This window comes from Patulibacter americanus DSM 16676 (assembly GCF_000420025.1).
GTDB lineage: Bacteria > Actinomycetota > Thermoleophilia > Solirubrobacterales > Solirubrobacteraceae > Patulibacter > Patulibacter americanus.
Genome location: NZ_ATUD01000017.1, coordinates 21,096 through 34,675, shown reverse-complemented (window position 1 = coordinate 34,675; position 13,580 = coordinate 21,096). Strand labels below are relative to the sequence as shown.

11 protein-coding genes are annotated in these 13,580 nt (G+C 75.5%); 5 read left to right on the top strand and 6 right to left on the bottom strand.

Going from position 1 to position 13,580, the window contains the following annotated elements; translation table 11 throughout:
• Positions 1 to 126: 126 nt before the first annotated feature.
• Positions 127 to 1,596: a cell division protein FtsZ gene (gene ftsZ, locus F593_RS26885; protein WP_022930433.1), complete on the bottom strand. Its 1,470-nt coding sequence runs from the start codon at positions 1,594 to 1,596 to the stop codon at positions 127 to 129.
• Positions 1,593 to 2,471 (bottom strand): ParA family protein, encoded by an 879-nt coding sequence (locus F593_RS26880; protein ID WP_022930432.1) that lies wholly within the window; start codon positions 2,469 to 2,471, stop codon positions 1,593 to 1,595. The genes ftsZ and F593_RS26880 overlap by 4 nt, the downstream gene beginning before the upstream one ends.
• A gap of 124 nt (positions 2,472 to 2,595) precedes the next feature.
• Here F593_RS26880 and F593_RS0119530 point away from each other — a divergent pair, with 124 nt between their 5' ends.
• Positions 2,596 to 3,615, top strand: coding sequence for an ArsA-related P-loop ATPase (locus F593_RS0119530; protein ID WP_028721825.1), 1,020 nt, complete (start codon positions 2,596 to 2,598; stop codon positions 3,613 to 3,615).
• A complete protein-coding gene (locus tag F593_RS0119525) occupies positions 3,612 to 4,739 on the top strand; it encodes an ArsA family ATPase (protein WP_033208527.1) in 1,128 nt (375 codons plus the stop codon). Before F593_RS0119530 ends, F593_RS0119525 begins: the two co-directional genes overlap by 4 nt.
• Before the next feature lie 35 nt (positions 4,740 to 4,774).
• On the opposite strand, the gene F593_RS0119520 is transcribed toward F593_RS0119525, so the two are convergent.
• Entirely contained in the window at positions 4,775 to 6,802 is a 2,028-nt protein-coding gene (locus tag F593_RS0119520; RefSeq protein ID WP_022930431.1) for a hypothetical protein, read from the bottom strand.
• 81 nt (positions 6,803 to 6,883) lie between these two features.
• On the opposite strand from F593_RS0119520, the gene F593_RS0119515 reads away from it, so the two are divergent.
• Complete coding sequence (locus F593_RS0119515; protein ID WP_022930430.1) at positions 6,884 to 7,363, top strand: Fur family transcriptional regulator; 480 nt, start codon at positions 6,884 to 6,886, stop codon at positions 7,361 to 7,363.
• 100 nt (positions 7,364 to 7,463) lie between these two features.
• On the top strand, positions 7,464 to 8,765 hold the full coding sequence (locus tag F593_RS28890) for a YibE/F family protein (RefSeq protein WP_022930429.1): 1,302 nt from the start codon (positions 7,464 to 7,466) through the stop codon (positions 8,763 to 8,765).
• Positions 8,766 to 8,887: 122 nt separating this feature from the next.
• On the opposite strand, the gene F593_RS28885 is transcribed toward F593_RS28890, so the two are convergent.
• The 3 genes from F593_RS28885 to F593_RS0119495 all read right to left on the bottom strand — a co-directional run bounded on the left by F593_RS28885 (position 8,888) and on the right by F593_RS0119495 (position 12,467).
• Complete coding sequence (locus F593_RS28885; RefSeq protein ID WP_022930428.1) at positions 8,888 to 10,627, bottom strand: N-acetylmuramoyl-L-alanine amidase; 1,740 nt, start codon at positions 10,625 to 10,627, stop codon at positions 8,888 to 8,890.
• Positions 10,628 to 10,773: 146 nt separating this feature from the next.
• Positions 10,774 to 11,136, bottom strand: coding sequence for a winged helix-turn-helix transcriptional regulator (locus F593_RS26865; protein ID WP_022930427.1), 363 nt, complete (start codon positions 11,134 to 11,136; stop codon positions 10,774 to 10,776).
• Between the two features lie 230 nt (positions 11,137 to 11,366).
• Positions 11,367 to 12,467 carry a sigma-70 family RNA polymerase sigma factor gene (locus F593_RS0119495; RefSeq protein WP_022930426.1) on the bottom strand — a complete coding sequence of 367 codons (1,101 nt, stop codon included), beginning with the start codon at positions 12,465 to 12,467 and terminating at the stop codon, positions 11,367 to 11,369.
• Between the two features lie 323 nt (positions 12,468 to 12,790).
• Between F593_RS0119495 and F593_RS0119490 the strand changes: the two genes are divergently transcribed.
• Entirely contained in the window at positions 12,791 to 13,435 is a 645-nt protein-coding gene (locus F593_RS0119490) for a hypothetical protein (RefSeq protein WP_022930425.1), read from the top strand.
• Positions 13,436 to 13,580 lie beyond the last annotated feature (145 nt).

Sequence of the window (13,580 nt, the reverse complement as noted above, 5' to 3'; positions counted from 1 at the left end):
AGCGACACCGCCGCGCCACCCCGGGCGTGAGCGGGCGGTCGCGGTCGGCGGAGCGGAGCGGTCAGTGGCGCGGCGAACCGCCGCGGCAGATCCGCCGCGGCGCCCTGCCCGCTCGCGCCCCCGGCCTCACCTCTCGCGGCGCTGGTACTCCGGGGTGCTCCAGCCGGGCGCGCCCGAGCCGCTGCGGCCGCCGACGGTCGCCGGCTCGGCGACCTCGCGGCGGCGGACGACGCGGGGCTCGCGGTCGGCCGGGATCGTGCCGCGGGAGTCGCGGACGGGCTGCTCGACCGGGCGCTCGCGACGCGGCTCGGCGCGGCGGGCGGCCGGGGCGACGTCGGCCGCCTGCAGGTGCGGCTGGTGGTCGTAGTCCGTCGCGACGACGGTGATCCAGACCTCGTCGCCCATCTTCTCGTCGACCTGCGCGCCGAAGATGATGTTCGCGTCGGGGTGCGCGGCGGCACCGATCGCCTCGGCGGCCTCGTTGATCTCCCACAGGGAGAGGTCGCCGCCACCGACGATGGAGAGCAGGATGGCCTTGGCGCCGTCCATGGAGGTCTCGAGCAGCGGGGAGGAGACGGCGCGCTCGGCGGCCTGCACGGCGCGGGACTCGCCCGTGCCGTGGCCGATGCCCAGGAGGGCCGCACCGCGGTCGGACATGATCGTCCGCACGTCCGCGAAGTCGAGGTTGATCAGGCCCGGGACCGTGACGAGCTCGGAGATGCCCTGGACGCCCTGGCGGAGCACGTCGTCGGCGACGCGGAACGCGTCGACCATCGAGGTGTTGCGCTCGAGCACGGACAGCAGGCGGTTGTTCGGGACGACGATGAGGGTGTCGACCTCCTCCGCCAGCTCGCGGATGCCGACGTCGGCGGACTCCGCGCGGCGCTTGCCCTCGAAGGCGAACGGCTTCGTGACGATGCCGACGGTCAGCGCGCCGAGCTCGCGGGCGATGCGGGCCACGACCGGTGCGGCGCCGGTGCCGGTGCCGCCGCCCTCGCCGGCCGCGATGAAGACCATGTCGGCCCCGCGGAGGGTCGCCTTGATCTCGTCGTACTCCTCCATCGCGGCGTTGCGCCCGACGTTCGGGTTCGCGCCGGCGCCGAGGCCGCGGGTCGACGACTGCCCGATGTGGATCGTCGTGTCGGCCGAGGAGTCCTGCAGGGACTGGGCGTCCGTGTTGATCGCCATGAACTCGACGCCGGTGATGCCGGCCTCGACCATGCGGTTGACGGCGTTCGTGCCGCCGCCGCCCACGCCGACGACGCGGATGACCGGGCCGTAGGCGTTCTGGATCTTCGGCTGGCGGTCGCCCCAGGCCTCGACCGTCGCGGCGGTCTGCGCGACGTGGTCGACGTAGCTCGAGCCGACCTCCTCACGGGTGGGCTCGACGTCCGCCAGCCCGAGGATCTGCTCCGGGTCGGCGTCGAGGCCGACGCGGGTCGGGTAGCGCGAGTCGTACGCCGCCTGCGAGGTGGCGTTCCCACCCGTGACGCCGGGAGCCGGGGCGGCCGGAGCCGCCGGCTCGTCGGTGCGACGGAAGAGGTCGGCCAGCGGGCCCTCGCGGAGGCTGGAGCGATTGTTGTTCTGCGGGGTCATGAGCGGAGCACCTCTTGAGCAAGGTCGCGGTAGGCCTGGGCGGCCGTACTGTCAGGGTCGTAGCGCAGCACCGACATGCCCCGGACGGGGGCCTCGGCGAAGCGGATGGTCTTGCGCACGCGCGTCACGAACATCTGGTCGCCGAAGTGCTCCTCGAGCATCTCCAGCGCCTCCTTCGCGTGCACGGTGCGCGTGTCCAGCAGGGTCGGGAGGATCCCCTGGATCACGAGGTCCGGGTTGAGCTGCTCCCGGACCATCTCGACGGTCTGGCGCAGCTGCGCGAGCCCGCGGAGGGACAGGTATTCGGCCTGCACGGGCACGATGACCTTGTGCGCGGCGCAGAGCGCGTTGATCGTCAAGAGCCCCAGGCTGGGCGGCGTGTCGATGCAGACGTAGTCGTAGTCCGCGGCGACGGCGCGCAGGGCGCGCTCGAGGGCGCGCTCCCGGCCGATCATCGGGGCCATCGCCACCTCGGCCGACGCGAGGTCGATCGAGGCCGCGGCCACGTCGATCTCGGCGGTGTGGGTGACGTCCGCGATCGGCTGTCCCTGCACCAGCACGTGGTACATGGAGGGGACGACCCGGTCGGGGTCCAGCCCCTGCGACATCGTCAGGTTGCCCTGCGGGTCGAGGTCGATCGCGAGGACGCGGTGCCCCTGTTCCTTCAGCGCGACGGCCAGATTCAGGGTGGTCGTGGTCTTCGCCACGCCGCCCTTCTGGTTGGCCATGACGATGACGCACGGCCCGGTGGGAGCCGCGGGCTTGGGCGCGGGGGTCTCGACGACGGCGTGCTGCGGCGCGGCCGCGGGGCGGTCCAGCGCCGACCCGAAGGCGGCGGCGCGAGAGACGGGGGGTGGCGTGCTGTCGGGGGTCACGAGGCTTGGGGCGAGGCGTGGAGACGCCCTGCGGTCCCTAGGTTCGCCGGGCCGATCGGCGTTCCTTCCCGCGTCGCGGACGAGTTGTGGGCGCCGGCGGGCGGTCCCGTAGGATCGGCCGCCGATGCCCCACGATCTGCTCCAGCGGCGCCTCGTCGTCGTGACCGGCAAGGGCGGCGTGGGCAAGTCGACCGTCGCCGCGGCCCTGGGCGTCCTCGCCGCCCGCGCCGGCCGCCGCGCGGTCCTGGCCGAGGTCGGGCGGCGCGGCGACGTCCTCGACACGCTCGTCCCGCCCGTCGCCCCCGTCGGCGACGCGGAGGGGCCGGGGGACCCGGACGGCTTCGTCGAGACCGCGGTGCCCGTACCGGGGGGCGCGCCCGGGGCCCTCTTCCACGTCTCCGTCTCGCCCGAGGCCGCGCTGCGCGAGTACCTGCGCGACCAGCTGCCGATCGCCGGGATCGCCGACCTGCTCGGGTCGGGCAAGCTCTTCACCGGCCTCACCGCCGCGACCCCGGGGCTCCGGGAGCTGCTGGCGATGGGCAAGGTCTGGGAGCTCGCGCAGCCCGATCGCCGCACGCCCGGGGCGACGCCGTACGACCTCTGCGTGATGGACGCCCCCGCCTCCGGGCACGCCGTCACCGTCCTCGGTGCTCCGGCCCAGTTCGCCCGGACCGCCCGCGTCGGCCCGATCGCCCGGCAGGGGACGATCATCTCCGGCACGCTCGAGGACCCGGCGCAGACCGGCGTGGTCGTCGTCACCACCGCCGAGGAGCTGCCCGTGACCGAGGCGCTCGAGCTGCAGGACGCGCTGGCCGAGCGCGCCGGCGTGCGGGTCGTGCTCGGCGTCGTCAACGGGGTGCTCCCCGACCGCTTCTCCGCCGCGGAGCGCGACGCGCTGGGCGCCGGGGCGCCCCACGACCCGGCGATCGCCGTGGCCGACGCCCACGCCCGCCGCGCCCACGGGCAGGCCCTCCAGCTCGCGCGGCTGCGTCGGGGTTTCCGCGCCCCCGTGATCACGCTCCCCGCCGCCCCGGGCCGGCGGCTCGGCCCGGACGACGTCGCACTGCTGGCCGACCGGCTCGAGCAGGGCCTGCGGCGCGTCGCCGCCGCTCCCTCGTCGCCGACCACGCCGGAGGCCTCGTGAGCGTGCGTCCGCTGGTCGACCGACTGGACGACGCCCGCGTCGTCGTCTGCGCCGGCCCCGGCGGCGTCGGCAAGACGACGACGGCCGCCGCCCTCGGCCTGGCGCTCGCAGGCCGCGGCCGGCGGGTGGCCGTCGTGACGATCGACCCCGCGCGCCGGCTGGCCGACGCCCTCGGCCTGGGCAGCCTGTCGAACGACCCGGAGCGCGTCCCCGCCGACCGCCTGACCGCGCTCGGCGTCACGCCGCCCGGCGAGCTGTGGGCGTGCATGCTCGACCCGCAGCGCACCTTCGACGGCCTGATCGCCGAGCTGAGCCCGGACGCCGCCACGCGCGAGCGGGTGCTCGAGAACCCGCTCTACCGCCAGATCTCGGGCGCCGCGGGCGGCTCCCACGAGTTCACCGCGGTCGCCCGGCTCCACGATCTCGTGGCCGACCCCCGGTTCGACGTCGTCGTCCTCGACACGCCGCCCTCCCGCAACGCGCTGGACTTCCTCGACGCCCCCGACCGCATCGCCGGCTTCCTCGAGGGCCGAGCGATGCAGGCGCTGCTGGGTCAGGGTCGCACCGGGTTCGCCGCGCGCCTGGCCCGGCGGGGCACGGGCCTCGCCCTCGGCGCGCTGCAGCGGCTGACCGGGGTCGACGTGGTGCGCGACCTCGCGACGTTCTTCGAGGCGCTTGGGCCGCTCACGGACGGCTTCGCGCAGCGGGCCGTGGCGGTCCGGGCGATCCTGCGCGACCCCGGCACGCGGTTCGTCGTCGTCACCTCCCCCGCCCCGATCCCGGCGGCCGAGGCGCGCTTCTTCCGCGCCCATCTGCAGCAGAACGACATGCCGTTCACGGGCCTCGTCGTCAACCGCGTCGAGGTCGTCGCCCCCGACGACGCGGCCCGCGACGGCGCACGGGTCACGGCCGAGCTGACCGACGTGCTCGGCGCCGCGCTGGCCGGCAAGGTCGGCCGCACGTGGGACGAGCACCGCGAGCGCGCCGCGCGCGACGCCGAGACCGTGGCCGAGCTGGCCACGGCGGTCGGCGACCCGCGCCCGGCGGTCGTGCCGACCCAGGGCGGCGAGGTCTTCGACCTGCCTGCGCTCGGCGCGATCCGCGACGTGCTCGTCGCCGGCTGAGGCACCCGGGCGTCACGCCACGCCCGCCCCGTCCCTCAGCTGGCCTCGGACACCGGCCAGGGGCCGGTCGAGTCGTCGTCGTCGCCCTTCTCGCCCATCTGCGGCTCGTCCCACGTGACGTCGAGCCAGAGGTCGCGGGGCGGCGCCGGGCGCAGGCGGGCGGCCCGGATCTCGCCCGTCGGGTCGAGCGGGCGGATCCGCGCGGGGCGCCCGTCGTCGGGAGCGTTCTCGCCGGGCGTGCCCGCGTCGCGGGAGCGGAACGGCGTCGGCGGCGCGTACTCGGGCACCGGCGCGTCGAGGCCCTCGGGCGTCCGGCCGGTCGCCGGCGTGTGGCCGCCGACGGACCGCTGGTCGCCGGGGTGCGAGCCGTCGGCCGGGTGGGCCTCGCCCGGCGCCACGTACGGCGGCATCCCGAAGGTCGGCTCGCGGATCCGCGGCGGCATCGGCGGAGCGGCGTCCACGGCGGGCGGGGGCACGTCGAACGCCGGGCCCTCCTCGGAGGCGCGCGCCTCGTCGAGGCCCTGCTCCTCGTCGAAGCCGGGCCCCTCCTCGAAGCCGGGTGCCTCCTCGAAGCCGGGTCCCTCCTCGAAGGTGTCCTCGTCCTCGAACCCGGGGGCGTCCTCGAAGGTGTCGTCGTCGACCTCGGCCGCGTCGTCGAAGGCCGCCGCGTCGTCGAAGGCCACGGCGTCGTCCGCCGGCGCGTAGGGCTCCTCCGCCGCCGGCGTCCAGACCGGGGCGTGCAGCCGGCGGTGGGCCGCGCCGGCCTCGCGCTCGGACGGCCAGCCGGCCGGGGCGGGGCGGGCCTCGTCGGCGACGCCGTCGAGGATGCCCTCCGCGATCTCCACGAGGTCGCCGCGCAGGTGCCCGACGACGCAGTCGCGCAGCACCGCGCGCAGGCACTCCGCCAGCTCATCGACGCGGTCGGGCAGGTCGCGGTCGATGCGGCGGCTGCCGGCCACGACTTCCTGCTCCTGCAGGGCCAGGCGCGCGAGGCGGCGGGCCAGCGCGGTCCGCTCGTCCCCGGTGGCGCAGAGCGCGGCGAGCCGGCCGGCCAGGCGGCCGGAGCGCGGGCCCTCCGGCTCGAGCAGCGCGCGGCCGGCGAGCAGCAGGTCGCTCAGCGTCTCCTCGGGCCGGTCCCGGTCCAGCGCGAGCGTCCAGCGGCGCAGCGCCCAGGCGACCTCGCCCTGCTGCGGCAGGCGCCGCGCGACGAGGTCGACGAACGTGCGCAGGTCCGGGATGTCCTCCGGGGTGATCGTCGCGACGCCGCGCGAGGCGAAGGTGCCGCCGATGGCCATCGCACGCCACCCGGAGCCCGAGGCGCGCAGCCAGACGAGCGGGCCGGCGGACGGGACGGCGCCCGCAACGTGCAGCCGCAGCGCGGTGACCAGCCGGCGTGACGCCTCGCGGGCCCGGGTGGGCGTGGCCGTGGAGCCCGGGCGGGCCGACCAGCGCAGGGTGGCGATCGCGTCGGCGGGCTGGCCGTCGGGGCCCGTCAGCGCGGCGTCGGGCACCTCGCCGCGCAGCGCGTCGGGGCGCTGCAGCGCCACGCCCCGCGTGATCGCCACGGTCGCCATGGCGGGCTCCACGCCGACGAGCGGGATCGCGACGACGGTCTCCGTCACGTCGTTGGTCAGCACGGCGTCGAGCTCGGCGAACGCCCGGTCGAAGTGCTCCTGCGTCGGCGCGAAGTCCGGGGCGTCCTCGAACAGGCGCTCCAGGAACTGCCGGACCGCCAGGGCCGCCCGGGCGTGCGGGTCGGCCGGGGGCCGCGAGACGCCGCGGGCCTCGAGGTACGCCTCGACGCCCCAGGCGGCCACCATCGTGTGCTCCGCCTCGGCGACGGCGGGGAGCCGCGCCAGGGCGTCGGCGTGCCGCTCGACGTACAGCCCGACGAGCGGCCGGTACGAGTAGAGCGTGGGCCGCGGACCGCCGGGCTTGCCCCGGTGCGCGTGCTCGAGCAGCTCGAACGGCACCTCGTCCCCGTCACGGACGCGGGCGGCGAGCTCACGGGCGGCGTGCTGGCCCGCGGAGCGGAGGGCTGCGTGCAGCTGGGGGTGACGCATGTCCGCCGCTTCGCCGCCCCAGGACGGGCGCCTTCCGGCTGCACGCCGTCGTGCACCGGCCGGGCGGCTACGATGGAACGGATGGGTACTGCGCACAGCGGGGTCGAGACGGACTGGCGCCGGCACGCCGACGAGCGCCTGACGGACGCGGGGTACCGCCGCGGCGGTGCCCGCACGGCCCTGCTGGACCTCCTCGACGTCCAGCGCTGCGCCCGCACGGTGCTCGAGATCGAGGACGAGCTGCGCGCGAGCGACCGCACGATCGGCCGCGCGAGCATCTACCGGGTGCTGGACGAGCTCGAGCAGCTACACCTCGTCCAGCGGATCGAGGTCGGCCAGGGCATCGCCCGCTACGAGCGTCTCGCCCCCGACCACCATCACCACCACCTCGCCTGCAAGGACTGCGGCGCGGTGATCCCCTTCACGGACGACCGCCTCGAGGACGCGATCCACCGGCTCTCCGCCGGCGCCGGCTTCGAGGTCACGGGCCACGACGTCGTCCTGCACGGCACCTGCGCGGCCTGCCGCGCCGCGGCGGCCGCGTCCGTCAGCACCGCCTGAGCCGTCCGCCCCGCGTCGCCGCCCGCGACGCGCCGCACCGGCCCGCGCCCGCAGCCGCGCCCGGGCAGGATCCGCCCCTCCCGCGGCGTAGTTCGGGAGGATGCGCGCCGCCGACCGCCACGCCCTCCGGACCCTCCTCGACGGCGGTCCGGGGCGCCTGCTCGTCGGCGTCGTCTCCCTCGTCGGCCTGCTGACCGTCGTCGGCCTGATCGCGCTGTGGCCGCAGGGCGACGGACCGAGCATCCCCGGGGCGGGCACACGCACGGTGGGCGCGACCGTCGTCGGCGTCGCGTCGGCGTCCTGCGGCGGCCCGTCCGACCAGCGCTGCCTGACGGCCACCTTCCGCGTCACGGACGGACCCGACGAGGGGTACCGGGCGAAGGTCGTCCTGGGCCCGCCCGAGGTCAGCCCCGCGCTCGAGGTCGGCGACAAGGTGCGCCTGGTCGACCAGCGCCCCGCCGAGGGCACCCCCGGGGCCGCCGGAGCGAGCGGGGCCGGCGGCGGCGGTTCGGCCGGCCAGGCCGGGGCCGCGGGCGACGCCGGCGGGGCGGACGCCCCCGGGGCCGGCGCCGCCGACTCCGGGCCCGTCTACGCGTTCAGCGGGGTCGACCGCCGCGTCCCGCTCGTGGCGCTCGCCATCATCTTCGCCCTGCTCGGCGCGGTCGTCGCCCGCGGCCGGGGCCTGCTGGCGCTCGTGGGCACCGCCGCCAGCCTCTCCCTCGTCGTGCTGTGGCTCGTCCCCGCGATCCTGGACGGGTCCTCCCCCATCCTCGTGGCGACGGTCGGAGCGCTCGCGGTCATGTTCGTCACGACGGCGCTCACCTACGGGGTGACGACGCAGAGCCTCGCCGCCGTCACGGGCATCGGTGTCTCGCTGCTCGTCGCCGCGCTGCTCGGCACGCTGTGGTCGGAGCTGGCGGGCCTCGACGGCAAGGACGGCGACCTGGGCTCGTTCGCGCTACAGAGCGGCGGCGAGCTGCCCCTGCAGGGCATCCTCCTGGCCGGCATGGTGATCGGCGCCCTCGGGGTGCTCACCGACACCGTCGTCTCGCAGGTCTCCACGGTCGCGGCGCTGCACCGCAACAACCCGTCGCTGCCGCCGCGCGCGCTGTACCGCGAGGCGTTCATCGTGGGCCGCGACCACCTCTCCGCCACGATCCACACCCTCGTCCTGGCCTACGCGGGCGCGACGCTGCCCCTGCTGCTCGTCGCCTCCGCCAACGGGGTCTCGTTCGGCGACGCGATCAACGACTCCCAGCTCGCCGAGCCGATCGTCTCGACCCTCGTCGGCTCGGCCGCGCTCGTGCTGTCCGTCCCGCTCTCGACCGCGCTGGCCGCGGCCCTCGTGGGACGGCTCCCCGAGGCGGCGCTCGGCGACGCGCACCACCACCATCACCACTAGGACGACGACGTCCGGCGGCGAGGACCGCGTGGCCGCCGGCGCCGCCCGGCGACCCGTGAGCGGCCGAGCACGCCGTGGGCGGCCGAGCGACGGGGGAGCGGGCGGGCCGAGGACCGACGGCGCTAGCGGGCGCGGGTGAAGCGCGACGCGGAGCGGTAGTTGCGGCCGCCCGACGTCGCCTGCACCGAGACGTTGTGCATCCCGGCGCGCCGCACGGGCAGGCGACCGCTGAACCGGCCGTTCTTCACCCGGACGGTCTTGCTCGCCACGACGACGTACCGGCCGCGGACCTTCCGGCGCAGGACGATCTTCGCCTCCCTCACCCCGCGCGCCCGGCCCCGGACGAGCAGCGTGCCCCCGGCGCGTGTGCGGCCGGTCGGCGGGGTGACCTCGAGGCCCGGGTCGAGCGCCGGCGTCACCGCCGTGGACGTGACGGCCTCGGTCCGGGCGCGGACGGCGGTCGCGCTGCGCAGCGGGAAGCCGACGGACCATGCGCCGGACCCGTCGGTCGTCGTCTGGGCCAAGGGGACCCACTTGCCGGTGGGCGAGCGCTTGTCGAGCACGACGGTGACGCCGGCGACGGTCGCGCCCTCGACGCGACCCGTGACCGTCGTCGTCTCGCCGTACTTCACGGCGAAGTCGGGCTCCTCGATCTGCAGGCCGGCGGTCGCGACGGGCGCGGGCTCGACGGTGCCTACGCGGGAGCGCAGCGCCGGCAGCTGTCCGTAGAGGCTGGCGCCCGGGCAGTCCGTGGAGCACCCGTCCTGGTGGCCGCTGATGCGGTTCATGGCGACGGTCGCGCCGGACTTCCAGCGGTTGCCGGAGCCGCCGGACGAGACGAGGGAGACGGTGCCCGCCGTGGGCACGCCGTGGAGGGGCAGCTTCCACCCGATGATCGACGCGACGGCGCGCAGCGCGGGCTCCGGAGCGGGCGTGTTCTCGAACGTGCCGATGATCGCGATGCCCGTCGAGACGCTGTTCCAGCCGACGGCCTGGGCGCCGATGACGGCCTGGTCGATGCCGCCCGCGCGCCCCTCGAAGATCTGCCCGAAGCGGTCGACGAGGAAGTTGTAGCCGATGTCGTTCCAGCCGTTGGACCGCACGTGGTAGTCGAAGATCGCCCGGACGATGCCGGCGCTCTCCTCCTGGGAATACGTGTTGCCGTTGACGGTGTGGTGGACGAAGGCGACCTGCACCTGTCCGAAGTCCGGGGTCCCCTTCGGGGTCAGCCCGGCGGCCCACGCGGTGCGCGGGATGATCGTCGGAGCGGCGCGCGTGGTGGAGGCCCGTCCGGCGGCGCGGGTCGCCGCGGGGCGCAGATCGGCCCCGCCCCGGGCGACGGCGCGGGATGACGCACGACCCGCGGCGCGCTTGGCCGCGGGGTCGACGGCCACGAGGTCCAGCCGCACGTCGCGTGCCGGGCGGCGGCGGGCCCGCAGCTCGACCTCGTCGACGTCGCCGAACCAGAGCGGATCGCACATGCGCGACCGGCGCCCGTCCGGGGCGTGCCCGTCGTGGCCCGAGAGCGACTGCCACGCGCTCCAGCGGCCGCGGGCGGCGCGGGCGCGGATCTGCAGCCCGGCCCCGTGGAGCACGTCGACGGGGGCGCCCAGCAGATCGAAGCGGTGCGGCGCGCGCAGCGGCCCCGTGGTGCTGCCGGGGGTGAGCGCGGCGCGGCGGACGGTGAGGCGTCCGGTCCGACCGGAGGCGGTCGCGGCGGCCGGGACGGCGCTGCCGAGGACCGCCGCGGCGCCGACGGCGGCGCCGGCGTGCACGACGCGTCGACGCGTCAGCCCCGCGCCGGGCGCGGGGGCACCGTCGGTCGCGTCGGGGCGGTCGTGGGGGCTCGGGACGTACGGCATCGAAGGTCCCAACCGGGGACTCGCCCCAGAGTTCCGGTCCGAGGACGAATCCGCAACGCCTGCAACCCGCCGCTCATTCTCCGGACCGGGCATCGCGGGCCCCGATCCGCGGTCGGAGCGCGGCGTCGCTGGGGCCCCGCTGGGCGTCAGCCGGCGACGGTCGCGACGGGCCGGTCGGCTCCGTCGTCGTCGGCGCACGCGTCACCGAGCCACTGCGTGCCGTAGGCGCGCATGCCCTCGATGATCGGGAGCAGGGCCTGCCCCTTGGCGGTGAGCGCGTACTCCACGCGCGGCGGCACCTCGGAGAACGTCTGCCGTTCCACGATGCCCTCCTCCTCGAGCCCGCGCAGCCGCAGGGACAGCGTCCGGGGGCTGATCCCGGCCAGGGAGCGCTCGAGCTCGCAGAACCGCGTGTTGCCCTCCGCGAGGTCGCGGACGAGCAGCAGCGTCCACTTGCCGCAGACGATGTCGGCGGTGCGGCACACCGGGCAGGTCGGATCCACAGCCATGGCCAACACTTTACCGAATGAAGCACGGCCCCCACGGGCGTGTCCACCCGGGAACGCCGAAGGGCGCCTCACGGCGCCCTTCGTGTCGAATCCCGACCACCCGCGAGTGCGTCGCAGGTGTTCGCGGGTCGAGCAGGTCGGTTCGGACGGGGCGAGAGCTGTACGCCAGTACTGCCGAGCCCCGTCCGGGCCGAGATGCGACGCGCCCGCGGACGCCTGAGGCGTGCTCGCTAGGCGACGTCGCGGAGCTTCTGGGCCTCCGCGAGGGACTGCAGCTTCTTCAGCGACTGGTTCTCGATCTGGCGGATGCGCTCACGCGTGACGTTGAAGCGGTGACCCACCTCGTCGAGCGTGCAGGGCTTCTCGCCGCCGAGGCCGTAGCGGAGCTCGAGGACGCGCCGCTCGCGGTAGCTCAGGTTCTCGAGCGCCTCACGGAGGTGCTCCTTCGTCAGGATCTCCGCCGCGCGCTCGTACGGGGACTCCGCGCGCTCGTCAGCGATGAACTGGCCGAACTCGGACTCCTCCTCGTCACCGACCGGCTTCTCGAGCGACACCGGGGCCTGGGCGGAGCGCTTGATCGACTCGACCTCCTCCGGGTCGATGCCGGTGACCTCGGCGATCTCCTCCGGGGTGGGCTCGCGGCCCAGCTCCGTGACGAGCTTGCGCTCGGCGCGGCCGATCTTGTTCAGCTTCTCGACGACGTGGACCGGGATGCGGATCGTCCGGGCCTTGTCGGCCAGGGCGCGCGCGATCGCCTGACGGATCCACCACGTGGCGTACGTGGAGAACTTGAAGCCCTTGCGGTAGTCGAACTTCTCCGCCGCACGGACGAGGCCGAGCGTGCCCTCCTGGATGAGATCCAGGAAGGGCAGGCCCTGGTTGCGGTAGTTCTTGGCGATCGAGACGACGAGTCGCAGGTTGGACTCGACCATCTTCTGCTTCGCGTCGAGGTCGCCGCGCTCGATGCGCTTGGCGAGGTCGACCTCCTCGGCGGCCGTCAGCAGGCGGACCTTGCCGATGTCCTTGAGGAACAGCTGGAGGCTGTCCGTCGTCATGTCGGGGCGGAGGTCCAGCGGCGTGGCGACGCGCTTCTTGCGCGTGCGCTTCTCCGGCGCCCGCTCGACCTGGTCGGCCTGGGCGGGATCGATCTCGTCGACGAGCTCGATCTCGACCTTCTCGAGGTACGTGTTCAGTTCCTCGACGTCGGAGTCGTCGAAGTCGAGCTCGGCGATCGCCTTCTTCACCTCGGCGTGCGTGAGCACCCCGAGCGTCTGGCCCCGGTGGACCAGCGTCTTGACCTCTTCGAGTTCCTGGAGTTCAACGGCAGACATATATGAGGCGTCCCATCGGCGCTCCGCCGGGCGAGCGGCGGAGCAAATACATAAGAGAAGAGGAGTGCGTCGGCCAGATCGAGTGATTGGCGCAAGCGGCCCAGGCTACCGACAGACTTCTCGCAGTCTACCACGGTTCGCCGGACGGATCCCGCGCGTGAAGGGGATTCGTCCGGGCGTCGCAGCGACGTCAGGTTCCAATACACCGCCGGGGCCGAAAAGGTGCACCCGTCGACGCCGAAAAGCGCCGGAAAGGGCCGTCGTGTGCCCCATCGCACGCGAAGGATGCGTTCCGAGCCCGCGTACGCCACCATCCTCCCACGATGGCCGACGATCCGCAGGACCACGCAGGGGCCGACGGCGTGCTGGGCAACCTGCCCGCCACCCGCCCGGGACGCCGCAGCACCCGCCGGGCCGCCGTCCCCTCCGACCCCGTGGCGGTCGACGAGCCCAACCCCCCGCGCGCCCAGGCCGACGCGACCGGCGAGGCGCAGGCCGACGGGGCCCGGACGACCGGCACGACGGCCCGCGACCGCAAGGCCGCCGGCGCGACCGGGGCGGCGAAGACCCGAGCCGCCACGGGCAAGACCGGCGGGACGAAAGCCGACGGGTCGAAGGCCGCCACACCCAAGGCCGGCGGCACGAAGAGCGGGACGAAGGCCGCCGCGGCGAAGGCCAGCGCGGCGAAGGGCGGTGGCACCAAGGCCGCGACCACCAAGGCCGGCGGAACGAAGCCCGGCCGCGCAAAGGTCGAAGCCGCCCGGCCGTCGGCCAACCGCAGCGTCCGGCGCGGCCCGGCTCCCGACTCGCCGCCCGTCCCGCCTGCGCCCCGCTCGGGGTGGGCGACGCCGCGGACGGAGGACGGCGCGAAGGACGGCGGCGGAGGCCTGCCGGGGCTCGTGGGCGGCGCGGTCCACGGCGGCGAGCGCCTCGTGCGGGGCGTCTTGGGTCGGATCGTCCGCCGGTAGGCCTCCGGCGGCGCGCCGCTCCGCAACCCCGACACGCCGATGGAGGTCTCGGCGTGGCCGGCCGGGCCGATTCGTACGTCGTCGGTCCCTGGCCCCCACGATGCACGAATCGTCCGGGACCGCCCCGCGAGACGTACATCGCCGG